This window comes from Pseudomonas sp. FG29 (assembly GCF_057809355.1).
In genome coordinates this window covers 68430-92691 of record NZ_JBMDJU010000015.1, presented here as the reverse complement: position 1 = coordinate 92691, position 24262 = coordinate 68430, and the positions used below count along the sequence as shown (strand labels likewise).

Here is a 24262-nt window from a genome sequence, read left to right as displayed (position 1 = left end):
CTAGACGGCACGGGCATCGGCCCGTGCCGCAAAACCATCAGAAACGTCGAGCGTAGCGCTTGAGCATGCTCGGTACGTCGAGAATCAGCGCGATGCGACCGTCGCCGGTGATGGTCGCCCCGGACATCCCCGGGGTGCCCTGCAACATCTTGCCAAGTGGCTTGATTACCACTTCTTCCTGACCGACCAATTGATCGACGACAAAACCGATGCGTTGACTGCCTACGGTGAGGATCACCACATGCCCTTCACGCTGCTCCTCCATGAACGCCTGCGGCACCAACCAACGCTTGAGATAGAACAGCGGCAGCGCCTTGTCGCGCACGATCACCACTTCCTGGCCATCGACCACGTTGGTGCGCGACAGATCGAGGTGGAAGATCTCGTTGACGTTGACCAGCGGGAACGCGAAGGCCTGATTCTCCAGCATAACCATCAGCGTCGGCATGATCGCCAAGGTCAGCGGGACCTTGATGACGATCTTCGAGCCCTGGCCCTTCTGCGAGAACACGTTGACCGTGCCGTTGAGCTGGGAAATCTTGGTCTTGACCACGTCCATGCCGACACCGCGACCGGACACGTCGGAAATTTCGGTCTTGGTCGAAAAGCCCGGGGCGAAGATCAGGTTGTAGCATTCGAACTCATTCAGACGTTCGGCTGCATCCTTGTCCAGCAAGCCCTTCTCCACCGCCTTGGCGCGCAGGATGTCGGCATCCATGCCCTTGCCGTCATCGGTGATGGACAAGAGGATGTGGTCACCTTCCTGCTCGGCAGACAGCACCACCCTACCTGCGCGAGCCTTACCGGCCTTCTCGCGTTCTTCCGGGGTCTCCACGCCGTGGTCGACCGCGTTGCGCACCAAGTGCACCAGCGGGTCGGCCAGCGCCTCGACCAGGTTCTTGTCGAGGTCGGTTTCTTCGCCCACCAGCTCGAGGTTGATCTCTTTCTTCAGATTGCGCGCCAGGTCGCGAACCAGGCGCGGGAAGCGGCCGAAGACCTTCTTGATCGGCTGCATGCGGGTCTTCATCACCGAAGTCTGCAGATCCGCCGTGACCACGTCGAGGTTCGACACCGCCTTGGACATGGCCTCGTCGCCGCTATTGAGGCCCAGGCGCACCAGGCGGTTACGCACCAGTACCAGCTCGCCGACCATGTTCATGATCTCGTCGAGGCGTGCGGTATCGACCCGTACGGTGGTTTCGGCTTCGCTGGCAGGCGCCTTCTCCGCCGCAGCAGGAGCTGGCGCAGCAGCACGCGGCGCAGCGGGTTCGGGCTTGGCCGCCGGCACAGCAGCTGGCTGAGGCGTAGGCTTGGCCGCCGCAGGAGCCGGTGCTGCCGCTGCGGCCGGAGCGGCAGTTGGAGCCGGCGCTACGAATTTGCCCTTGCCGTGCAACTCATCGAGTAGCGATTCGAACTCGTCATCCGTGATGTCGTCACCGGCCGGGGCACTCGGGGCGGCGGCTGGCGCGGCCGCTACAGGCGCGGCAGGCGAAGCCGGCGCGGCGAACTGGCCCTTGCCGTGCAACTGATCGAGCAAAGCTTCGAATTCGTCGTCGGTGATATCGTCACCGGCAGGTGCGGCGGGCGCGGCAGCAGCAGGAGCTGCAGGGGCCGGTGCCGATGCGGCTGGCGCGGCGAACTGACCTTTGCCATGCAGTTGATCGAGCAGCGCTTCGAATTCATCGTCGGTGATATCGTCACTGCCGGCGCTGGCTTCGGCAGCAGCCGGCGGCGTATCGCCCAGCGCATCGAGCAGTTGCTCGAACTCGCTATCGGTGATGTCGGAGGACGCAGCACTTGCAGCAGGCGTGGCAACCGGTTCGGGTTCAGGCTCCGGCGCGGCCTGCACCGCTACAGGCTCGGCAACCGGCTCGGGTTGCGCACCTGCTGGCTCGGCCAGGCGTGCCAGGGCTGCCAGCAGCTCGGGCGATGCCGGCGTAGGCTCGGAGCGTTCCCGAACCTGGCCAAACATGCTGTTGACCGCATCCAGCGCCTCGAGCACAACGTCCATCAGTTCAGCGTCAACGCGACGCTCGCCCTTGCGAAGGATGTCGAACACGTTCTCGGCAATATGACAGCACTCCACCAGCTCGTTGAGCTGAAGGAAGCCTGCTCCGCCCTTGACGGTGTGGAAACCGCGAAAGATGGCGTTCAGCAGGTTCATGTCGTCCGGTCGGCTTTCCAGCTCGACCAACTGCTCGGACAACTGTTCGAGAATCTCGCCGGCCTCTACCAGGAAATCCTGGAGGATCTCTTCATCGGCGCCGAAGCTCATGTGGGGTGCTCCTTAGAATCCAAGACTGGATAGCAGGTCGTCGACATCGTCCTGATTGGAGGCGACGTCATCACGCTTATCGGCATGAATCTGCGGACCTTCACCCGTCGACGGCGATTTTTGCTGCTGTTGTTCGGCACGCAATGCATCGTGGTCATGTTCGATACCCGCGAAGCGGTCTACCGAACTGGCCATTAGGACTAATTTAAGCAGGTTGCTTTCCACCTCGGTGACCAACTGCGTCACCCGCTTGATCACCTGACCGGTCAGATCCTGGTAATCCTGCGCCAACAGAATGTCGTTGAGGTGGTTGGACAGCTTGCTGCTGTCACGCTCGCTACGCGCAAGGAACAACTCGATGCGCTTGGCCAGCTCACGAAAACCCTCTGCGCCGATTTCCCGGCGCATGAAACGACCCCACTCGGCGCTGAGGCTCTGCGCCTCATCGGCCAGGTCATTGACCAGTGGCGCACTCTGCTCCACCAGATCCATGGTGCGGTTGGCCGCTTTCTCGGTCTGGGTGACGACGTAGTTCAGACGCTCGGTGGCGTCGGATATCTGCGACAGCTCCTTGGCATGAGGCATGCGCGGGTCGAGCTGAAAATTGACAATAGCGTTGTGCAGCTCACGGGTCAGCTTGCCGACCTCGTGATACAAACCACGATCACGAACCTTGTTGAGCTCATTGATCAGTTGCACCGCGTTGCCGAAGTTACCTTTTTCGAGGCTATCGACCAGTTCGCGGGCATTGGTTTTCAGGGACGTTTCAAGATCGCCCAATGTGGAATCATCGTGTTCCATAGCACCCTCGCGGCCGACATCAGCCGTTGACCCGCTCGAAGATCTTCTCGATCTTTTCCTTCAGCACCTGCGCAGTGAAGGGCTTGACCACATAGCCATTCACGCCGGCCTGAGCCGCTTCGATGATCTGGTCACGCTTGGCTTCGGCGGTGACCATCAGCACCGGCAGGTGCTTGAGGCGCTCATCCGCACGTACCGCACGCAGCAGGTCGATGCCGGTCATACCGGGCATGTTCCAGTCGGTGACCAGAAAGTCGAAGCTGCCGCTCTGCAGCATCGGCAACGCTGAAGTGCCGTCATCGGCCTCGGCGGTATTGGTGAAACCCAAGTCTCGCAAGAGGTTCTTGATGATCCGTCGCATCGTCGAAAAATCGTCAACGATGAGGATTTTCATGTTCTTGTCCAAGTCGACCTCCGTACAGTCCCAAACGTATTGCGTTTGCAACTACGTCCTTTAATCGTGAAACCGTTTCTGCCTGCGAGTACGCTGCGACTCAGCCAGCGCGCCATTCACTCAGCCGCGAACGCAGACGCGCCGCGCACTGACTGTGCAACTGACTGACGCGCGATTCGCTGACCCCCAGTACTTCACCGATTTCCTTCAGGTTCAGTTCTTCATCGTAATACAGCGCCAGCACCAGACGCTCGCGCTCCGGCAGGCCGGCAATGGCCTCGGCCAATGCCGCTTGAAAGCGTTCATCTTCGAGATCCCGCGAAGGTTCGAGGTGGGTGTGCCCGGCGTCTTCGTGCAGTCCGCCATGTTCACCGTCCTGCAATAGGTCGTCGAAACTGAACAGGCGGCTACCCAAAGTGTCGCCAAGAATGCCGTAGTAATCTTCCAGACTCAATTGGAGTTCGGCAGCAACCTCGTGATCTTTAGCGTCACGCCCCGTTCTCGCTTCAACGGTACGTATCGCATCGCTGACCATCCGGCTGTTGCGGTGCACCGAACGCGGTGCCCAATCGCCTTTGCGCACCTCGTCGAGCATGGCACCGCGGATGCGAATACCGGCGAATGTTTCGAAGCTTGCACCCTTGCTGGAGTCGTATTTGCGCGAGGCTTCGAGCAGGCCGATCATCCCGGCCTGAATCAGATCGTCCACCTGCACGCTGGCTGGCAGACGCGCCAGCAAGTGATAGGCAATGCGCTTGACCAGCGGCGCATAGCGCTCGATCAACTGGTGCTGGGAGTCCTGCGCACGAGCCTTGTTGTACATACGAAGTCCAGAGGCTGCTGTCATACGGCCGAGTCTGCTGTCGGTTGCTTCACCAGGCGCTCGACGAAGAACTCCAGATGGCCGCGCGGGTTGGCCGGCAGCGGCCAGGTATCGACCTTCTGAGCGATTGCCTTGAACGCCAGTGCGCATTTGGAGCGCGGGAAGGCTTCATAGACGGCGCGCTGCTTCTGCACCGCCTTGCGTACGCATTCGTCGTAGGGCACCGCGCCGACGTACTGCAGGGCGACATCGAGAAAACGATCCGTCACCTTGGTCAGCTTAGCAAAGAGATTGCGACCTTCCTGCGGGCTGTGCGCCATGTTGGCCAGCACGCGGAAGCGGCTGATGCCATGGTCGCGGTTGAGCAGCTTGATCAGCGCGTAGGCGTCGGTGATCGAGGTCGGCTCGTCGCAGACCACGACGAGAATCTCCTGCGCCGCCCGCACGAAGCTGACGACCGCATCGCCGATGCCGGCTGCAGTGTCGATCACCAACACGTCGAGGTTTTCGCTGATATCGCTGAATGCCTGGATCAGGCCGGCATGCTGCATGGGCGATAGGTTGACCATGCTCTGCGTGCCCGATGCGGCCGGCACGATGCGGATACCGCCCGGCCCCTGCAGCAGGACGTCACGCAGGTCACACTCACCAGCGATCACGTCGGCCAGGGTGCGCTTGGGGCTCAGCCCCAGCAGCACATCGACGTTGGCGAGCCCAAGGTCGGCGTCCATCAACATCACCCGGCGCCCCAGATCGGCGAGGGCCATGGACAGATTCACCGACACGTTGGTCTTACCGACACCGCCCTTGCCGCCGGTTACCGCGATCACCTGTACGGGATGCATACCCATGTTCTCTCAATACCTTGTCTAACTTCGACTTGGCCAACCGGCCGTTCGCCCCTGCAAAAAACGCAGGGTTTGCAACACTTTAGCGCTTCAGCCGACGCGCCGCGCGGTTCCTTGATAGAGACCGGCGAACAATTGCGCCATGGCGTCCTCGCTAGGCTCTTCCGGCGCCTGCAATCCCACCGCGCGGCTGACCAGCTGGTGGCTACGCGGAACGTGCAGATCATCCGGAATCCGCGGCCCGTCCGTGACATAGGCTACCGGCAGATGCTGGCCTATAGCCAGACCCAAAACCTCACCCAGACTCACGGCCTCGTCCAGCTTCGTCAGTATGCAGCCGGAAAGGCCGCAACGCTTGTAACTATGGTAGGCCGCCTTGAGCACCTGGCTCTGACTGGTAGCGGCCAGCACCAGATAATTCTTGGCTTTCAGGCCGCGCGCAGACAGGCTCTCGAGCTGCAGACGCAGGGCCGGATCGTTGGCGGGCAACCCCGCCGTATCGATCAGTACGACACGTTTCTTGGCCAGGGGCGCCAGGGCTTGCAGCAGCGACTGCCCCGGATCGATCTGAGTCACCGAGACGCCGAGGATGCGCCCCAGGGTCTTGAGCTGTTCCTGGGCGCCGATACGGAAGCTGTCCATACTCACCAGAGCGACCTGCTGAGCACCGTACTTAAGCACGTAACGCGCGGCCAGCTTGGCCAGCGTGGTGGTCTTGCCCATGCCGGCAGGGCCGACCAGGGCAATCACCCCGCCCTCTTCCAACGGCTCGACCTTGGGCGTCTTGATCGCATGGGCCAGGTGCGCCAGGAGCATGCGCCAGGCCTGACGAGGCTCGGCGACGCCCGCCACGCGGTCGAGCAACGCCTGCGACAGCTCGGCCGACAGGCCCATACGCTGCAAGCGGCGCCACAGGTTGGCCTGCTGCGGGCGACGGCTCTGCATTTGCCCCCAGGCGATGGAGCCCAGCTGTACTTCGATCAGTTCACGCAGGCCATGCAGCTCGAAGCGCATGGCATCGAGCGCACGCGGATCGACACTGGGCGCGGCAGCCACCGGCTTCTCGACGGGGCGCTGCGGCTTGACCGGGGTCGCCGGCAATTCCGGCGCCACCAGCGAGTCATTGGCGAAAAGTTGACGGTCTTTCGACGAGTCCTGTTCGGCACGGGTCGCCAGCTCCGCCTGGGCATTGGCGATGCGCGCCTGAGTCTTGCGCAGCTCGGCCTCCAGAGCCGGATTCGGTCGAACCGGCGCTGGCGCCACCTGATAGTCGAGCGCGGCGGTCAGCTCGACACCACCGGCCACGCGGCGGTTGCCGATGATGGCCGCGTCAGCGCCCAGTTCGTCACGCACCAGTTTCATGGCGGTCCGCATATCAGCAGCGAAGAAACGTTTGACCTGCATGACCCTTTACCTCAGTTCTGGCCCACAGTGGCGACTATGGTGACCTGCTTGTTGTCCGGAATTTCCTGGTAGGCCAGCACGTACATGCTGGGTACCGCCAGCCGCGCGAAGCGCGACAACATCGCCCGGATCGGACCGGCCACCAGCAGGATCACCGGTTTGCCGAGCATTTCCTGGCGCTGCGCCGCTTCCACCAGGGAACGCTGCAGCTTCTCGGCCATACCTGGTTCGAGGAGGATGCCATCCTCGCTACCCTGACCGGCCTTCTGCAGACTGTTCAGCAATATCTGTTCCAACCTTGGTTCAAGGGTGATCACAGGCAGCTCCGGCTCTAGTCCCACGATGCTTTGCACGATGGCGCGAGCCAGCGACACGCGAACGGCTGCGACCATGGCGGCGGGATCTTGACTCTTTGGCGCGACGTTGGCGATGGCCTCGGCGATGGTGCGGATGTCGCGCACCGGCACCTGTTCCTGCAGCAGCGCCTGCAATACCTTGAGCAGCGTCGACAGCGACACCAGCCCAGGCACCAGCTCTTCGGCCAGCTTCGGCGAACTCTTGGCCAGCAGTTGCATGAGCTGCTGTACTTCCTCGTGCCCGAGCAGCTCATGAGCGTGCTTGTGCAGGATCTGATTCAGGTGGGTGGCGACCACGGTGCTGGCATCGACCACGGTGTAACCGAGCGATTGCGCCTGGTCACGCTGACTGGGATCGATCCATACCGCCTCCAGGCCGAACGCCGGATCCTTGGCGGCAATGCCATTGAGCGGGCCGAACACCTGACCGGGGTTGATCGCCAGCTCGCGATCCGGGTAGACCTCAGCCTCGGCCACGCTGACACCCATGAGCGTCAAACGGTAGGCATTGGGTGCCAGGTCGAGGTTGTCGCGGATATGCACCGACGGCATGAGAAAGCCCATCTCCTGCGACAGCTTCTTGCGAACACCCTTGATCCGCGCCAGCAGTTGACCACCCTGGTTGCGGTCGACCAGCGGAATCAGGCGGTAGCCCACCTCCAGACCCACCATGTCCACTGGCGTCACATCGTCCCAACCCAGCTCCTTGACCTCCTGGGCCTTCTGCGCCGGCAGCAGCTCCTGCTGGCGCTGCACTTCCTTGACTTCCTCTTCCTTGACCTTGCGGTTCTTGTGCGCGATCCAGTAAGCGCCACCCGCAGCGATGAAACCCAGGCTGAGGAAGGAAAAATGCGGCATGCCCGGCACCAGGCCCATGGCAATCAGGATGGCCGCAGCCACTGCCAAAGCCTTGGGCGAAGCAAACATCTGCCGGTTGACCTGCGCCCCCATGTCCTCGGAAGTAGAAACGCGGGTGACCATCACCGCAGCGGCAGTCGACAGCAGCAGGGAAGGAATCTGCGCCACCAAACCGTCGCCGATGGTCAGCAGGGTGTAGACCTTACCGGCATCGGCGAACGCCAATTGGTGCTGCAGCACGCCGATGGCAACACCGCCGATGAGGTTGATGAACAGGATCAGCAGACCAGCAACGGCGTCGCCGCGTACGAACTTGCTGGCACCATCCATGGAACCGTAGAAGTCAGCCTCCTGGGCCACTTCGCTGCGACGTTTCTTGGCTTCGACCTGATCGATCAGGCCGGCGTTGAGGTCGGCGTCGATGGCCATCTGCTTGCCAGGCATGGCATCGAGGGTGAAGCGCGCGCTCACCTCGGAGATACGTCCGGCGCCCTTGGTGACCACCACGAAGTTGATGATCATGAGGATGGCGAAGACCACGATACCGACGACGTAGTTACCGCCAATCACCACCTCGCCGAAGGCCTGGATCACCTGCCCCGCCGCACCGTGGCCCTCATGACCATTGAGCAGCACCACCCGAGTCGAAGCCACGTTCAGCGCCAGGCGTAGCAGCGTGGCGGCGAGCAGGATGGTGGGGAACACGGCGAAATCCAGCGGCCGCAGGGCGTAGATACTGACCAGCAGCACTACGATCGACAGCGCGATGCTGAAGGTGAACAGCACATCGAGCAGAAACGCCGGCACCGGCAGCATGACCATGCCGAGCATCACCAGCAGCAGCAGCGGAATGCCCAGATTGCCATGCCGCAACCCGGCCAGGTTGCTGCGTACGTCACCGATCAACTGAGCGCGATCTACTGCCACGGCCTTACCCCAATTCATTCAATCTTTTGACGCAATACCGCGTCCTGAAGGGGTTATGGCAAGAAGCGTTCCAGAACTGCAGACACAGAACAAAGGCAGTGAAAAAACCTGTGCCAGGGCGGCTACACGAGCCGCTGCATCACTCGTCGCGACGCAGATCCGGCGGGATGGGCAGATCAGACAGCGGGCCAGGACGCTTGCCCTTGCCAGCCTGAAACTGGCGAATCTGGTAGACATAAGCCAGCACCTGCGCCACCGCCAGGTAAAGACCGGCAGGGATCTCGTGATCCAGCTCAGTGGAGTAATAGACCGCCCGAGCCAGGGCTGCCGACTCGAGCACCATGACCTTGTGTTCCTGGGCGATCTCGCGGATCTTCAGGGCGAGGAAATCGTTGCCCTTGGCCAGCAATATCGGCGCCCCACCCTTGTCCTGATCGTATTTCAGCGCTACGGCGAAGTGGGTCGGGTTGGTGATCACCACGTCAGCCTGCGGCACCGCCTGCATCATGCGGCGCTCGGCCATCTCACGCTGCAACTGGCGAATGCGTCCCTTGACCTCAGGCTTGCCCTCGGAATCCTTGTACTCGTCCTTGACCTCCTGCTTGGTCATCATCAGCTTCTGCTTGTGACTCCAGAGCTGGAACGGCACATCAACGGCGGCAATCAGGATCAGCCCACAGGACAACCAGAAGGCGCTCCAACCCACCACGTTCAGACTGTGCAGGATGGCCGACTCGACCGGCTCGTTGGCGATGGCCAACAGATCATCCTGATCCGTGGCCAGCACCAGCAAGGCCACCGCAAGGATCACCAGAAACTTGGCAAAGGCCTTGAGCAGCTCAGCCAGCGCCTGTACCGAGAACATGCGTTTGAGGCCCGCCAAGGGGTTCATCCGACTACCTTTGGGCAGCAGCGCCTCCGAGGAGAACAACCAGCCGCCCAGGCCAATCGGGCCAATCACCGACGCGATCAGCAAGACGATGAAGAACGGCTGCAGGGCCATAAGGGTCTGCTTGCCATAGGCCAGCAGGTAGAGCGCCATGCTGTCTTCGCGCATCACCGCCTCACGCGGCAGGCTGAAGGTGCCACGCATCAGGTCTAGCAAGGCAGCACCAATCTGCGCGCCGAAGAAGATCAGTGCCGCCGTGCCGGCAAAGGTGACCGCCAAAGTGTTGAGTTCCTTGGAGCGTGCGATCTGGCCCTTTTTTCGCGACTCTTCGAGCCGCTTGCCTGTGGGTTCCTCGCTCTTGTCGGCGCCACTTTCGCTTTCCGCCATGGCTACCTCGTTTGGGCAAATTCGCCCAGTTGCTGTAGGGCGTCGCTGGCAATGGCCTGGAACAGGCTGCCGAAGTCGGAAAGGCTGATCCAGAAGATAACCAGGCCCATGGCCAGGGTCAGCGGAAAGCCGATGGAGAAGATGTTCAGCTGCGGCGCGGCGCGCGTCATCACGCCGAAGGCCAGGTTGATCACCAGCAGCGCGGTGACAGCAGGCAGGGTCAACAACAACCCGGCGCCGATCACCCAACTGAGCTTGCCGGCCAGTTCCCAGTAATGCTGCACCATCAGACCCTGCCCTGGCGGCAGGGTGACGAAGCTTTCGGCGAGCACCTCCAGCACCACCAGATGGCCATTGATGGCCAGAAATAGCAGGGTCACCAGCATCAGCATGAACTGCCCCAGCACCGGCACCGACACACCGTTGGTGGGGTCGACCATGGAGGCGAAGCCCAAACCCATCTGCATGGCGATGATCTGTCCGGCGACGGTGAAGACATGAAAGAACAACTGCAGGATGAAACCGAGCATGACTCCGATCATCACCTGCTCGGCGATCAGCAACAGGCTACGCAGGCTCAGCGCATCCACCTGCGGCATCGGCGGCAGGGTGGGTACCAGCACGACACTGATGGCCAGCGCCAGATACAGGCGCACACGGGTCGGCACCAGTTGCGTACCGATGATCGGCATGACCATCAGCATGGAGGCGATGCGAAACAACGGGAACATGAACTGGGCGATCCAGCCGCTGATCTGCGCGTTGCTCAACTCCAGCATCGCAGCTGCCCCTCAACCTATGAGGTACGGAATGTTCTGGATCAAATTCTGGGTGTACTCCATCAGCTGGCTGACCAGCCAGGGCCCGGACCAGATCAGTGTGACCAGCATGACGATCAGACGCGGCAGAAAACTCAAGGTCTGTTCGTTGATCTGCGTAGCGGCCTGGAACATCGCCACGATCAGGCCGACGACAAGACTCGGAATCACCGCCAGACCGACGATCAGCACGATCAGCCAGAGCGCTTCGCGAAACAGGTCAACCGCTACCTCGGGAGTCATGCGAGCCTCGCTATATCGTGCCGAAACTGGCCGCCAGGGTGCCCATGATCAGCGCCCAACCATCGACCAGAACGAACAGCATGATCTTGAACGGCAGGGAGATGATCAGCGGCGAGAGCATCATCATACCCATCGCCATGAGGATACTGGCCACCACCATGTCGATGATCAAAAACGGGATGAAGATCATGAAGCCTATCTGGAACGCGGTCTTCAGCTCGGAGGTGACGAAGGCCGGCACCAGGATGGTCAGCGGCACGTCCTCGACACCATTGAGGTCGGTACGCTTGGACAGGCGCACGAACAGCGCCAGATCGCTCTCCCGCGTCTGCGCCAGCATGAAGTCGCGTATCGGTACCTCGGCGCGCTTGATCGCCTCCTGAGCGACGATCTCCTCGTTCAGGTAGGGCTGCAGGGCGCTGCTGTTGATCCGGTCGAACACCGGCGCCATGATGAACAGCGTCAGGAACAGCGCCAGCCCCACCAGAATCTGGTTCGACGGTGTGCTCTGCAGCCCCAGCGCCTGACGCAGGATGGAGAAGACGATGATGATGCGGGTGAAGCTGGTCATCAGCATGACGAACGCGGGGATGAAGCTCAACGCCGTCATGATCAGCAGTATCTGCAGGCTGACCGAGTACTCCTGCTGGCCTTGCGCGTCCGTGGACAGCGTGATGGCCGGAATCGACAACGGGCCATCGCCCTGCTGAATCAAGGTACCGCCGCTGGGCGGATCGGCGGCGAGCGCCAGCGAAGCGGACACGCTGAGCAGCAATACCAGCAACAAACGCAGCATCAGGACTTGTCCTTCTGATCCTTGCCCAGCAACTCCATCAGGCGCTGGGCAAATTCCGGCGTGGCCGGCTCGGCATCGGCAAGATGCACCGGTTCCTTGAGGACGTGCAGCGGGGCGATGCGCCCGGCAGAAAGGCCCAGCAGGATCTGCTCGTTGCCGACCTGCACCAGTACCAGACGATCACGCGGACCCAGCGGCTGGGTCGCCAGCAGCTTGATCACCTGCCCGGTTCGCGGCGTCAATTGCTGCACCCGACGCAGCAACCAGGCGAGTGCGAAAATCAGGCCGATCACCAACAACAAGCCCAGAAGCATCTGGCCAAGCTGCCCGGCCAGGTTACTGCCCGCCATGGGCGTCGGGCTGGCCGTCGTTTCCGCAGCCAAGGCAGACAATGGCAGACTCAGCAGGAGAAAAAGATATCGAGTCATGATCAGCGCAGTTTCTTGATGCGTTCGCTGGGGCTGATGACGTCGGTCAGGCGAATGCCGAACTTCTCGTTGACCACCACCACCTCACCATGGGCGATCAGCGTGCCGTTGACCAGCACGTCGAGCGGCTCACCAGCCAGGCGATCGAGTTCGATCACCGAGCCCTGGTTGAGCTGCAGCAGGTTGCGGATGGTGATATCGGTGTTGCCAACCTCCATGGAGATGGACACCGGGATGTCGAGAATCACATCCAGGTTCGGCCCCTCCAGGCCGGCCGGCAAGCCGGTGCTTGGAGGTGGCGCATTGCCGAACTCCTCCATCGGCGCGCGCGGAGCGGCGGGTTTGGGCTGCTCCTGCGCAGCGAGCATGGCATCGATGTCATCCTGGTCGGCATCACCGGCCTCGGCCAGCGCTGCAGCCCACTCGTCGGCCAGCGCCTGCTCTTCGGGGGAAGTATTTTCTTCGTCTGCCATGGTAGTTCCTCGCCTGGCTCCTGTTACCTGTTCGAAATCTGTGATGAATCAGGCCTGTCGCGTCGAGCGCAGGCCAAGCAATCCAATGGTGCTTCAGCGCTGGCGTTCGATCGGCTCGAGCACCTGCAATGCCAGGTTGCCCTTGTGTGCCCCCAGCTTGACCTTGAAGGTGGGCACGCCATTGGCACGCATCACCACGTTTTCCGGTAGATCGACCGGGATCACGTCACCGGGCTGCATATGCAGGATGTCGCGCAGCCGCAACTGCCGCCGCGCCACGGTCGCGGCCAGCGGCACGCTGACATCGAGGATGTCTTCACGCAGCGCCTTGACCCAGCGTTCGTCCTGATCGTCGACATCGGACTGGAAACCGGCATCGAGCATCTCGCGGATCGGCTCGATCATCGAATACGGCATGGTGATGTGCAGGTCGCCACCGCCGCCGTCCAGTTCGATATGGAAGGTGGACACCACCACCACTTCGCTGGGGCTGACGATATTCGCCAACGCCGGGTTGACCTCGGAGTTGACGTACTCGAAATGAATATCCATGACCGCATGCCAGGCCTCGCGCATGTCGACGAAGGCCTGATCAAGCACCATGCGCACCACGCGCAGCTCGGTCGGGGTGAATTCACGCCCTTCGATCTTGGCATGACGACCGTCACCGCCGAAGAAGTTGTCCACCAGCTTGAACACCAGTTTGGCATCGAGGATGAACAGGCCCGTGCCGCGCAGTGGCTTCATCTTCACCAGGTTGAGGCTGGTGGGCACGTACAGCGAATGCACGTACTCGCCAAACTTCATCACCTGCACACCACCTACTGCGACGTCTGCCGAACGGCGCAGCAGATTGAACATGCTGATGCGGGTATAACGGGCGAAACGCTCGTTGATCATCTCCAGGGTCGGCATGCGCCCACGGACGATGCGATCCTGGCTGGTCAGGTCGTACTGTTTGACGCTACCCGGCTCGGCGGCGTCCTCGGTCTCGACCAGGCCGTCGTCCACGCCATGGAGTAGCGCGTCGATCTCGTCCTGGGAAAGCAGATCCTGAACGGCCATGATGACTCCCGCTTACTGCAATACGAAATTGGTGAACAGCACCTGCTCAACCACAGTGCTGCCGGTTTCCTTCTGCGCCAGTTCCTGCACGCTGGCCAGGGCCTGCTGCAGGAGCATCTCCTTGCCCAGCGGCGTTTGCAGGGCGGTGAAGTCCTGGCCCGAGAGCAACATCACCAGGCGATTGCGCAGTACCGGAACATGCACCTTGAGTTTTTCCATGCCGGCCGCATCGCGCCCCATCAGCGCCATGCTCACCTGCAGGTAGCGTGTGCGCCCCTGGACGTTGAAGTTGACCACGAAGGCCGGCTGCAAGTCCTGATAGACCGCGGCCTTGTGCACCGGCGCTGCATCGGCAGCCTCCTCGTGCTTGGGCTCTTCAGTCTTGTCGTTCTTGCTGAGAATGAACCAAGTGCCGCCGATGGACAGACCCACGGCCAGCAGCAGGCCGACGACAATGAGAATGATGAGCTTGAGCTTGCTCTTGCCGGCAGGTTGTCCCTCTGCCCCCGCTGCTGCTTCTTTCTTAGCCATGCCAATAATCCGTCAGTGCCTAGGTTCTTTCCGCGATCAAAGGGTTAGGAGCAAGTGTTATGCCAGCCTATCAACGGCATTGTCCAACCTTGGGCTGCGGATTTAACAGTGCCAGCCCTTGTCTGTCACCCAAAATGCATTCGCCCGAGCGTCTTTTGAACGCTCGGGCGAATCTCAGTCTAGCGGAGGCTACACGCCAATCGCACTTCAGGCGTAATAATCGACCAATCCTCGCCCCATGCTCAGGCGCTCACTGCGAACGTCCTGGTTCACAGCCAGCCCCCCCTCCTCGACACCACCTGCCAGGCCATTGCCACGGCCGGAGCCGCCACGCCCCGCCTCACCTTGCTCCTGCCCCTGCCAGCCGCGATTGAGCGACTGGTCGGATACGTTGGCATCGGCCAGGCTCATTCCCTGCTGGGTGAACATGTCCCGCAGGCGATGCATCTGCCCCTCCAGCGCGTCACGCACCCCAGCGTGGGGGCTGGCGAAGGTAACCTGGGCAGAATCCTGAGACAGGTGCACACGCACCTCCAGGCGCCCAAGTTCGGCAGGATCGAGTTGAATCTCTGCCGACTTGAGGTTCTGACTGGACATCCACATCACCTTGTCGACTACCGCTTCCGTCCAGCCGTTTTGCTGCATGGCGACCGGCTGACCGGGAACCAGCGGAGCGCGCTGCACAGCGCCACTCTGCTGATTGATCGCCTGAGTGAGGGCGTTGAGCTTACTGACGAACTGATCGGGTCGGTTGGGCTGCGTACTTTCCTTGAGACTCTCCAGCGCCTCGCCGGATACCTTCTCCAGACCGATGTCCACGCTGGACTCCTTGCTGGCGTCGGTACTCTCGGTTTTCTTGCCCATGTTCATCATGGCTTCGGCGAAATCCGCGCTTTTCGTATCTGCGGAAGCCTTGGCATCATTGGCGGCTTCGGGCTTGAACTGAGCTTTGGCCTGGGTTTCGGCTGGCAATTGCACTGTGCCCAGCATCGCCTCCGACGTTTCGCCCTCGACCGACGCTTCCCCCTCGACCTGGGCAGTTATCTCAGCCACTGCAGTGAGCGCCGCGTCCTGCCCCTCCTCGCTCACCGCTGCCTGTGCCGGCTGAGGCTGCATGCCGCTCATGGCCATGGCCAGCAAGGGATCCAGTTCCTCCTGCGCCGGCTCATCGGCCGGCAAGGTCTTGCCGTCGGCGGCAATCTCGGGCTTTTCGGCATCGGTCGACACTGCCGCTTCGGCCTCGTCATTCTTCTCGCCACCACGTGATTCAGTCGCTTTCTTGGCCTCCCCCGGACGCTCGCTGGACTGGGTCTGGCGCTCCTTGGCATACACCTGGGCAAAGCCGGAAGGCTCGTTCTTGCTGGGCTCCGGCGCTTTCGCCGGTGGCTTCGCATTGCTCTTTACCTCAGGCGCGGGCTTGAGGAGTAGATCGGGCATCGCGGACATGGACGCTCTCCGTCTGATGGGTCGTGACGGTACCAGAGCAAAGGACGGGCCAACTTGGTGGGACAAAGAAAGACCGACTTAAATCGGCCTGCATGGAGGATCAGATGCGATAGCGCTGACGTTCGGTCTTGAGCAGGATGCGCACGATGGCAAATTCGCGCTCGATCTGTTCGATCAGTTCGGGAGCCAGCTCCAGCGCCTCACGACGCCCGGCGTCTTCCAACTGCTTGCACAGGCTGGCCAGTAGAGTCGCCCCCATGTTGCTGCAACTGCCCTTGAAGCTGTGCGCAGCCAGGCGCAGGGCCTGGGCGTCGGCCTCTAGTTCGGCTTGCTGGATGAGGCGCAGGCGCTCTTCGGAGTCTGCCACGAAGGTATCGAGCAAGACCGGATATTCATCTTCCATGACGTCCTGCAAGGCGGCCAGGACGGCATCATCGAGGTGGATGTCGGGCACTACTGGGTCACTCCCTGAACGACAGCCGACGGATTATGCCTCAGTAGACCAGCAAAACTCCACGCTTACGCCCGGCTGCTCACCCTCGCAGTGGCAGGCATCGCTCAACTCTCGCACCAGTGCCAGGCCACGCCCACTGAAGTCAGCAGGCGTGCTGGTCAACGCCTGAGCATCGAAACCCGGCCCGCTATCCTCGACACGGATCATGAGGCATCCGCCTCGCTCTTGGGGGCACAACTGGAGATGAAAACGCACATAGCCGTCCTGCAGCTGCGCCAGACGCAAGCGGCGCTCGCGGTAATACTCGGAGAACCCCTTGGCATCGCGCTTGAGTGCCGAGTCCAGACCGATCACACCGTGCTCCAACGCGTTGGAGTACAGCTCGGCCAGGACGGTATAGATCTCTCCGCCACGCGGCCGCAGGGCCTTGATGTCCATCAGCAACTGCAACAGGTAGGGCAAGGGGTTGAAATGCCGCAGGCTGTGCGCGCGAAACTCGAAGCTCGCCGACCAGTCCTGCGGATTGCTGTGCCCAGCGTCGGCGAAGGCCAGCGTATGCAGCACCTCGCCCTCGTCCTCGAAGCCGACCTGGAGCATGCTGACATCGTCTTCCTGCTCACCGCGAAAGGCCACCAGAGCCTGCTGGATCTCATCGAACAGCACACGCGGCTGCTGGTTGCAATCCAGCACCTCGAGCAGTCGACTTTCGCCGAACAGATGGCCCTGGGCGTTGCGCGCCTCCAGTACACCGTCGCTGAGCAGCAGGACGCGATCGCCACGCTGCAACGGGTAGACCTCGCAGCGATCGCTGAACGCAGCAGGCTCGAGGATTCCCAGCGGCAAGTGGCGCGACACCAGTGCCTGACGAGCGCGGCCGTCGTCGTGCAGCAGATAGCCATCCGGCAAGCCACCGTTCCAGACCTCGAGCAAGCCACGCTTGCTGTTGATGTTGAGCAGCGTGGCACAGCAGAACACCCCCAACGGCAGGATGCGCTTGAGCTTGGCGTTGATCTCGCGAAGGATCTCGGCCAGCGCATGCCCCTTGGCCGTCATGCCGTAGAACACCTCGGCCAACGGCATGGCGCCGATGGCTGCCGGCAGGCCATGGCCGGTGAAATCGCCGAGCATGACGTGCATGCCACCGGACGGCGTGTAGGCGGCCAGCAGCAGATCGCCATTGAACAAGGCATAGGGCGATTGCAGGTAGCGAATGTTCGATGCGTTCAGGCAGCCGGAATGGGCGACACGGTCGAACACCTCCTTGGCCACACGCTGCTCGCGCAACAGGTGCTCGTTGTGCTGGGCGATCACGTCACGCTGGTGCAGTACGGTCGCCTGCAGGCGACGCAGGCGATCCATGGCCTTGATCTTGGCCTCGAGTATCACCCGGTTGTAAGGCTTGGCCAGGAAGTCGTCGCCCCCAGCCTCGAGGCAGCGTACCAGTGCCTCGTTTTCGCTGAGGGAGGTGAGGAAGATGATCGGCACCAGCGCATCGCCGGCCTGCTGTTTGATCCGCCGCGCCGCCTCGAAGCCATCCATAACCGGCATCAGGGCGTCCATCAGTACCAGGTGCGGGCGCTCCTGTTCGAACAGCGCCACGGCTTCCAGGCCGTTACTGGCGGTCAATACGCGATGCCCCTGACGACTGACGATGGTCGACAGGAGCATGCGGTCCGCCGAGTTGTCCTCCGCGATCAGGATCGACAGCCTGTCGGCCATGATCAGTTGATCTGGAACAGTTGCTCGAAGTTGGAGATCGCCAGGATCTTGCGCACATCACTGCTGCAGTTGATCAGACGGATCTGCGCCGAATCCCCGCCGGCATGGTCACGCAGCAGCAGGAGCATGCCGAGCGCCGAACTGTCGAGATAGCTGGTGTCCTGCAGGTCGACCAGATAACGCCGTGGGGTGATGGCGACGCGCTCGTAGGCGTCACGAAATTCCTGATGCGAGGCGAAGTCGAAACGCCCGCTAATCACGATGGTCAGCTCTTGCCCGTCGGCGGATGCCTGCGAGGTGATGGCCATGCCTTGCTCCTTAGTCGATATGCACCCAGCTTAGCCGCTTTGCCCAGCGAGGAGCGAATGCAGCATGACAAGGTGTAGCACCCGATACCGTCCGTCGGCAACTGCAATCTAACGCCGGCGCTTGAGCGCCTCCCAGCCGCACGGCGAGCCGACTCAGGGGAGCGTATCCGTCAGGGCTCGCCGCGATCGATGAGACGCTGGGCGAGTTCGTCCAGCAGCTTCTGCTCGCGCTTGTCCTCGGCCATACGGGCTTCGTCGCGGTAGCGCTGCACGAGCTTGCGCAAGCCTTCCAGGCGCGCGTAGCGTTGCTGCCACAGTGCCCGCACCTTTTCCAGGTTGGCCCGATGCCAATCCAGGCTCTGCATTTGCTGGCCAATGGCCCCTTCCAGCTGTGACAGAAAGCGCTGGTAGTTCATCAGCCACTGCCCGGAGACGCCCTTGCTGCCCTCGCTGATCCATTGCTGCTGGTAGTCGCCGCGAAAACGCTCCAGCTCGCCCAGTTTGGCTTCGGCCTGGCTGACCAGCCCCTGGCAGTGGCCAAGCTGTCGAGCCGCCTCCCGTTCGGCCTTCTCGGCCATCTCCACCACTGGCTGCAGGCGTTTGGCACGGCTAAGGCTCATGGGGCGGGCGCCTCATCATGCGCGGGCTTGGAGTAACGACACCACATCACTGCCCCAGCACTGCCGCCAGTTGCTCACGACTCTGCGCCATGCCCATGCTTTCACCCAACCCTTGCCGCAGATAATGCGCCATTTGCGGTTGACGGGCGATGGCCAGATCCGTATCGGCATCGCCCCCCGGCACATAGGCACCGACGCTGATCAGGTCACGACTCTGCTGGTAGCGCGACCACAACTGCTTGAAGCGCTGCGCCTGCTTGAGCTGCTCGGGCGGCACCACCTGCGGCATCACCCGGCTGATCGACGCTTCGATGTCGATGGCCGGGTAATGACCCTCCTCCGCGAGCCGGCGCGATAGCACGAAGTGCCCATCGAGCACACCACGCGCCGCGTCGGCGATGGGATCCTGCTGATCATCGCCTTCGGACAACACTGTGTAGAACGCGGTGATCGAGCCGCCGCCGGCCTCGGCATTACCGGCACGCTCGACCAGCTTGGGCAGCCTGGCGAACACCGAAGGTGGATAGCCCTTGGTCGCCGGCGGTTCACCGATGGCCAGAGCGATCTCGCGCTGCGCCTGGGCATAGCGCGTCAGCGAGTCCATCAGCAGCAGGACGCTCTTGCCCTTGTCACGGAAGTATTCGGCGATGCGTGTGCAGTACTGTGCGGCGCGCAAGCGCATCAGCGGCGCATCGTCCGCCGGCGAGGCCACCACCACTGAACGTTTGAGACCTTCTTCGCCGAGGATCTCGTCGATGAACTCCTTCACCTCGCGGCCACGCTCGCCGATCAGACCGACCACGATGATTTCGGCCTCGGTGAAACGGGTCATCATGCCCAGTAGCACCGACTTGCCGACGCCGGTACCGGCGAACAGCCCCAGACGTTGGCCCCGGCCGACGGTGAGCAGGCCATTGATGCTGCAGATGCCGACATCCAGTGGCTGACTGATCGGGTCACGGTTGAGCGGGTTGATCGCCGGGCCGTCCATCGGCACCCAATCCTCGGCTTTCATGCCGCCCTTGCCATCAAGCGCACGGCCGGCGCCATCGAGCACGCGCCCGAGCATCGACATGCCCATCGGCAGGCGCCCGGTATCCGGCAACGGCACCACACGCGCACCGGGCGCAATCCCGGCGAGACTGCCGACCGGCATCAGATAGATCTTGCCACCGGAAAAGCCCATCACCTCGGCTTCGACCTGCACCGGGTGATAGCTGTCACTGTTGATCACCAGGCAGCGGCTGCCAATGGCGGCACGCAGGCCTTCGGCCTCCAGAGTCAGGCCGACCATGCGCAACAGGCGCCCTTCCACCACTGGCTGGCTGGGCAGGTTGATTGCATCGACGTAGCCCGCCAGGCGCCTGGAGAAACTGATCCGCTCAAGACGCATCGACGGCATCCAGATCCAGGCCGATATCCGCTTCCGGTGGCTGAGAGACTTGCGCGTGCTGCTGCTCGAACAGCTGCTTGAGCGATTGCGCCAGGCGGGTCTCGACGGTCGCGTCGATCAGGCTGTGTTCGGACTCGATGCGGCAGCCACCGGGCAACAGGCTGTCGTCCTCAAGGATTTTCCAGCTTTCCTCGTGACGCTCACGCAAGGCCTTGATGGTCTCGAAATCCTGCGGATTGACCTGAATACGCACGCTCTCGGCGCCCATCGGTAGCAACTTGAGCGCCTCGCGCAGCACCTGGCGAATCTGGCTGGAATCAGTGTTCAGCTCACGCTGCACCACCTCACGCACCATGTGGCTGACCAGGCGTACCAGCGCCACTTCGAGCTGCTGATCCTGCTCGGCGACAGGCTCGAGCAATTGCTGCATGAGTTTTTCCAGGCTGCCGACCTTGACCGCCAACGCTGCATCGCTCTCTTGCTTGGCCTTGATCTGGCCGGCATGGAAGCCGTCCTTCTCGCCAGCTGCGAAGCCTTCGTTGTAGGCGTCCTGGCGGATCGCTTCGAGCTCATCGAGCGTCAGCGGCTTGACGTCCTCCAGTGCAACCTCTTCCGATTGCGCAGGCTCTTCCACCGGTACGGGCTCACTGGAAGGCTCGGCGACCACCTCCCCGACCGACTCGTCGCCAGGCGCGCCAGGTTCGTCGAAACTGGGCAAAGCCCAGCGGTCGAACACGGCCAGATCCTTGGCGCGGATCAGCTCGCTTTCCGGCTCCTTGGCCACCATGGCTTACACCATCTCCTCGCCGCCCTTGCCGCCGAGCACGATCTCGCCGGCCTCGGCCATACGACGAGCAATAGTGAGGATTTCCTTCTGCGCACCTTCGACGTCGCTGACACGCACCGGCCCCTTGGCCTCCAGGTCGTCGCGCAACAGTTCGGCAGCACGTTTGGACATGTTCTTGAACACCTTGTCCTTGATCGCATCGTCGGCACCCTTGAGCGCCAGCACCAGCACTTCGGACGACACTTCGCGCATCAGTGCCTGGATGCCACGGTCGTCGACGTCTGCCAGGTTGTCGAAGACGAACATCAGATCCTCGATCTGCGTCGAGAGGTCTTCGTCCACTTCGCGGATCGAGTCCATCAACTGGCCTTCAACCGAACTGTCGAGGAAGTTCATGATGTCCGCCGCGCGTTTGACGCCGCCCATGGTGGCGCGCGAGGTGTTGGCGCTGCCGGAGAACTGCTTCTCGAGAATCTGGTTGAGTTCCTTGAGCGCCGAAGGCTGCACGGTGTTGAGCGAGGACACGCGCAGGATGATGTCCAGGCGTACCTTGTGATCGAAATGGCTGAGCACCTCGCCGGCCTGATCCGGGTCGAGGTACGCCACCACGATGGCCTGGATCTGCGGGTGCTCGTAGCGGATCACGTCGGCCACGGCACGCGGCTCCATCCACTTGAGGCTATCCAGGCCACTGGTGCTGCCACCGAGCAGGATACGGTCGATCAGGTTGCCGGCCTTGTCCTCACCCAGCGCGGCGGTGAGCATCTTGCGGATATAGCCGTCGGAGCCGACGCCCAGGCTGGTCTGGTCGCCGACGATATCGACGAACTCGGCCATCACCTGCTCGACCTGCTCGCGATGGATATTGCGCATGCCGGCCATGGCCAGACCGACCTTCTGCACTTCCTTGGGCCCAAGGTGACGCAGCACCTGCGCCGCGTCGGTCTCGCCCAGCGAGAGCAGAAGGATGGCGGCCTTGTCGACCTTGGTCAGCTTGGTAGCGGTACGATTGTCACTCATCGGCGTTGATCCACTCTTTCACCACCTGGGCGACCCGACCCGGGTCTTCGGCGACCAGGCCCTTGATGGCATTCAGTTGTGCATCATACCCCTCGGTGGGGCTGGGCAACATGATGCTTTGCGGCCCGCCGAGGCTGACGCGATCATCCGACAGCTCGCCATCCAGGCCGGCCATGCGGCCAAGCTCGACATCGCCGCCCTCGCCCAGGCCTTTGCCTTTACCGGCGCCGGTGATGTTGTTGAGCACCGGGCGCAGCACGCCGAACACCAACACCAGGATGAACAACACGCCGAGCACCTGCTTGACGATGTCCCAGAACCAGGGCTGGGTGTAGAACGGGATATCCGGAATCTCTTCACCCTGCAGCGCACTGAAGGCCGTGTTGATCACGCTGACGCTGTCGCCACGGCTGGCGTCGAAACCGACCGAATCCTGCACGAGGCGGGTGAAGCGCGCCAGATCGTCGGCGCTCCAGGGTACACGGGTGGTTTCGCCGGTAGCCGGGTCGATACGCACCTGATCGTCCACCACCACCGCGACCGACAGGCGACGCAGGCGACCCTGTTGCTGCTTGGTGTAGCTGACCGAGCGATCCAGCTCGAAGTTGCGCGTCGACTGCTCGCGCTTGTCCGCCGGATACGGCGCCAGCATCGGCTGACCGGTCGCCGGATCCATGATCTGCTGACCGTTGGCATCGACCAGCGGCTGGCCTGCAGCAATCGGGCCTGCCGGTGCGGCAGCACCAGCGGCCTGTTGCGGAGCCGCGGCCGGACCAGGCGGCTGGTTGGACAGTGCGCCCGGCACACCTTGCGGCGGCAAACTGCTCTGACGCTGCTCGTTGACCTGCTGTTCGCTGCGCAGCGCTGGCTGATCCGGGTTGAACATCTCGGAGGTGGATTCCACCGCGCTGAAATCGACGTCCGCCGACACCTCGGCCTTGTAGCGGCCGGAGCCCAGCACCGGTTGCAGGATGTTGTGCACGCGTTGAGTGAACAGGCTTTCCATGCGACGGGTGTAGTCGAACTGCTTGCCGGCCATGGTCAGCTCGGAAAGCTCCTGCTGATCGGACAGCAGGTTGCCCTTCTGATCGACGACCGTAACCTGGCTCTTGTCCAGTTCCGGCACGCTGGTGGCGATCAGGTTGACGATGGCCATGACCTGGCTCGGCTCCAGCGCACGCCCCGGATACAACTCGACCAGCACCGAGGCACTGGGCTTGCGCTCGTCACGGACGAATACCGATGCCTTGGGCATGGCCAGGTGCACGCGCGCGCCCTTGACGTTGTTGAGGCTGGAGATGGTCCGCGCCAGCTCGCCTTCCAGGCCGCGGCGATAACGGGTGGCCTCCATGAACTGGCTGGTACCCAGCCCCTGCTCACGGTCAAGAATCTCGAAGCCGACATTGCTGTCGGTTGGCGCCACGCCAGCAGCAGCCAGGCGCATACGGGCATTGGCCATGTCTTCGGCCTTGACCAGCAGCGCACCGGAGTTGGGTTCGACGGTGTAGTTGATGCCGGCGTTGCTCAGCACGTCGACCACCTGACTGGCGTCCATGCCATTGAGGCTGCCATAGAGCGGGCGATAGTCAGGCTGCTGCGACCACAGCACCACGGCGAAACCGATGGCCACGCTGGCAGCCAGGCCGACCAACAGACCGAGCTGACGCAACACCGACATTTCGGAGAGGTTTTCCAAAAAGCTCAAGCCGAGTAACGGCTTCTTCGCTTCTGCCGTCTCGGTCTTGGCCGGTACGTTTGCTACTGCGGCTTCAGCCATGGATCAATCCTCAGACCGGCATCTGCATGATGTCTTGATACGCCTGAACCAGCTTGTTACGCACCTGGGTCACGGCTTGAAAGGATACGCTGGCTTTCTGCGACGCGATCATCACATCCGTAAGGTCGACGCCGCTCTGCCCCATTTCGAAGGCGGTGGCCAGCTTGTTGGAGGCTTGTTGAGTCTCGTTGACCTTGCCTACCGCCTGCCCAAGCATGTCCGAGAAACTCGGCATGCCCTGCACCGGTTCGCTGACGACGGGCTTCTGCCGGGCCATGGCCTCGGCCTGCATGGAACGCATTTCCAGCATCAAGCGATTGAATTGGACACCTTGACTCATGACTTCCTCCACTGCCCGCTTTTTGACGCTAGCGGTGCCTTGTAGGGGTATCTGCAACAAGGGTGCCAAAAGAGCGACTGCA

25 protein-coding genes are annotated in these 24262 nt (G+C 62.2%); all 25 read right to left on the bottom strand.

What is annotated here, in order from left to right; translation table 11 throughout:
• Nucleotides 1-37: 37 nt before the first annotated feature.
• The gene (locus tag ACODS1_RS16145) at nucleotides 38-2275 is read right to left on the bottom strand and encodes a chemotaxis protein CheA (protein ID WP_489086467.1); all 2238 of its coding nucleotides are present in this window, start codon (nucleotides 2273-2275) and stop codon (nucleotides 38-40) included.
• Nucleotides 2276-2287: 12 nt separating this feature from the next.
• Nucleotides 2288-3076, bottom strand: a complete 789-nt coding sequence (locus ACODS1_RS16140; protein ID WP_322978252.1) for a protein phosphatase CheZ — start codon at nucleotides 3074-3076, stop codon at nucleotides 2288-2290.
• A gap of 19 nt (nucleotides 3077-3095) precedes the next feature.
• A complete protein-coding gene (locus ACODS1_RS16135; RefSeq protein WP_169968482.1) occupies nucleotides 3096-3470 on the bottom strand; it encodes a chemotaxis response regulator CheY in 375 nt (124 codons plus the stop codon).
• A gap of 100 nt (nucleotides 3471-3570) precedes the next feature.
• Nucleotides 3571-4317: an RNA polymerase sigma factor FliA gene (gene fliA, locus ACODS1_RS16130; protein WP_322978253.1), complete on the bottom strand. Its 747-nt coding sequence runs from the start codon at nucleotides 4315-4317 to the stop codon at nucleotides 3571-3573.
• Nucleotides 4314-5144, bottom strand: a complete 831-nt coding sequence (gene fleN / locus ACODS1_RS16125) for a flagellar synthesis regulator FleN (RefSeq protein ID WP_322978254.1) — start codon at nucleotides 5142-5144, stop codon at nucleotides 4314-4316. The genes fliA and fleN overlap by 4 nt, the downstream gene beginning before the upstream one ends.
• Before the next feature lie 87 nt (nucleotides 5145-5231).
• Complete coding sequence (gene flhF / locus ACODS1_RS16120; RefSeq protein ID WP_489086466.1) at nucleotides 5232-6545, bottom strand: flagellar biosynthesis GTPase FlhF; 1314 nt, start codon at nucleotides 6543-6545, stop codon at nucleotides 5232-5234.
• Between the two features lie 11 nt (nucleotides 6546-6556).
• Nucleotides 6557-8704 (bottom strand): flagellar biosynthesis protein FlhA, encoded by a 2148-nt coding sequence (gene flhA / locus ACODS1_RS16115; protein ID WP_489086465.1) that lies wholly within the window; start codon nucleotides 8702-8704, stop codon nucleotides 6557-6559.
• Nucleotides 8705-8825: 121 nt separating this feature from the next.
• The gene (gene flhB / locus ACODS1_RS16110; RefSeq protein WP_489086464.1) at nucleotides 8826-9962 is read right to left on the bottom strand and encodes a flagellar biosynthesis protein FlhB; all 1137 of its coding nucleotides are present in this window, start codon (nucleotides 9960-9962) and stop codon (nucleotides 8826-8828) included.
• Nucleotides 9963-9964: 2 nt separating this feature from the next.
• Nucleotides 9965-10741 (bottom strand): flagellar biosynthetic protein FliR, encoded by a 777-nt coding sequence (fliR, locus tag ACODS1_RS16105; protein WP_489086463.1) that lies wholly within the window; start codon nucleotides 10739-10741, stop codon nucleotides 9965-9967.
• A 12-nt stretch (nucleotides 10742-10753) separates the two neighbouring features.
• Nucleotides 10754-11023, bottom strand: coding sequence for a flagellar biosynthesis protein FliQ (gene fliQ, locus ACODS1_RS16100; RefSeq protein WP_489086462.1), 270 nt, complete (start codon nucleotides 11021-11023; stop codon nucleotides 10754-10756).
• 10 nt (nucleotides 11024-11033) lie between these two features.
• On the bottom strand, nucleotides 11034-11819 hold the full coding sequence (gene fliP / locus ACODS1_RS16095; RefSeq protein ID WP_489086461.1) for a flagellar type III secretion system pore protein FliP: 786 nt from the start codon (nucleotides 11817-11819) through the stop codon (nucleotides 11034-11036).
• Nucleotides 11819-12247 carry a flagellar biosynthetic protein FliO gene (gene fliO / locus ACODS1_RS16090; RefSeq protein WP_322978261.1) on the bottom strand — a complete coding sequence of 143 codons (429 nt, stop codon included), beginning with the start codon at nucleotides 12245-12247 and terminating at the stop codon, nucleotides 11819-11821. Before fliO ends, fliP begins: the two co-directional genes overlap by 1 nt.
• 2 nt (nucleotides 12248-12249) lie before the next feature.
• Entirely contained in the window at nucleotides 12250-12720 is a 471-nt protein-coding gene (fliN, locus tag ACODS1_RS16085) for a flagellar motor switch protein FliN (RefSeq protein ID WP_322978262.1), read from the bottom strand.
• 93 nt (nucleotides 12721-12813) lie between these two features.
• Entirely contained in the window at nucleotides 12814-13785 is a 972-nt protein-coding gene (gene fliM, locus ACODS1_RS16080) for a flagellar motor switch protein FliM (protein WP_489086460.1), read from the bottom strand.
• A 12-nt stretch (nucleotides 13786-13797) separates the two neighbouring features.
• Nucleotides 13798-14316, bottom strand: a complete 519-nt coding sequence (fliL, locus tag ACODS1_RS16075; protein ID WP_489086459.1) for a flagellar basal body-associated protein FliL — start codon at nucleotides 14314-14316, stop codon at nucleotides 13798-13800.
• A gap of 207 nt (nucleotides 14317-14523) precedes the next feature.
• A complete protein-coding gene (locus ACODS1_RS16070; RefSeq protein ID WP_489086458.1) occupies nucleotides 14524-15762 on the bottom strand; it encodes a flagellar hook-length control protein FliK in 1239 nt (412 codons plus the stop codon).
• A gap of 100 nt (nucleotides 15763-15862) precedes the next feature.
• Nucleotides 15863-16216, bottom strand: coding sequence for an Hpt domain-containing protein (locus tag ACODS1_RS16065; protein WP_489086457.1), 354 nt, complete (start codon nucleotides 16214-16216; stop codon nucleotides 15863-15865).
• A 33-nt stretch (nucleotides 16217-16249) separates the two neighbouring features.
• Nucleotides 16250-17935 carry a SpoIIE family protein phosphatase gene (locus ACODS1_RS16060; protein ID WP_489086456.1) on the bottom strand — a complete coding sequence of 562 codons (1686 nt, stop codon included), beginning with the start codon at nucleotides 17933-17935 and terminating at the stop codon, nucleotides 16250-16252.
• A gap of 2 nt (nucleotides 17936-17937) precedes the next feature.
• Nucleotides 17938-18243, bottom strand: a complete 306-nt coding sequence (locus tag ACODS1_RS16055; protein ID WP_489086455.1) for an STAS domain-containing protein — start codon at nucleotides 18241-18243, stop codon at nucleotides 17938-17940.
• Between the two features lie 170 nt (nucleotides 18244-18413).
• Nucleotides 18414-18863, bottom strand: a complete 450-nt coding sequence (gene fliJ, locus ACODS1_RS16050; RefSeq protein ID WP_489086454.1) for a flagellar export protein FliJ — start codon at nucleotides 18861-18863, stop codon at nucleotides 18414-18416.
• A 46-nt stretch (nucleotides 18864-18909) separates the two neighbouring features.
• A complete protein-coding gene (gene fliI / locus ACODS1_RS16045; RefSeq protein ID WP_489086453.1) occupies nucleotides 18910-20256 on the bottom strand; it encodes a flagellar protein export ATPase FliI in 1347 nt (448 codons plus the stop codon).
• A complete protein-coding gene (gene fliH, locus ACODS1_RS16040) occupies nucleotides 20246-21043 on the bottom strand; it encodes a flagellar assembly protein FliH (RefSeq protein ID WP_489086452.1) in 798 nt (265 codons plus the stop codon). Before fliH ends, fliI begins: the two co-directional genes overlap by 11 nt.
• Nucleotides 21044-21046: 3 nt before the next feature.
• Entirely contained in the window at nucleotides 21047-22063 is a 1017-nt protein-coding gene (fliG, locus tag ACODS1_RS16035; protein ID WP_322978271.1) for a flagellar motor switch protein FliG, read from the bottom strand.
• Nucleotides 22056-23840, bottom strand: coding sequence for a flagellar basal-body MS-ring/collar protein FliF (gene fliF, locus ACODS1_RS16030; RefSeq protein WP_489086451.1), 1785 nt, complete (start codon nucleotides 23838-23840; stop codon nucleotides 22056-22058). The genes fliG and fliF overlap by 8 nt, the downstream gene beginning before the upstream one ends.
• A 10-nt stretch (nucleotides 23841-23850) precedes the next feature.
• Nucleotides 23851-24180: a flagellar hook-basal body complex protein FliE gene (gene fliE, locus ACODS1_RS16025; protein WP_489086450.1), complete on the bottom strand. Its 330-nt coding sequence runs from the start codon at nucleotides 24178-24180 to the stop codon at nucleotides 23851-23853.
• Nucleotides 24181-24262: the final 82 nt, after the last annotated feature.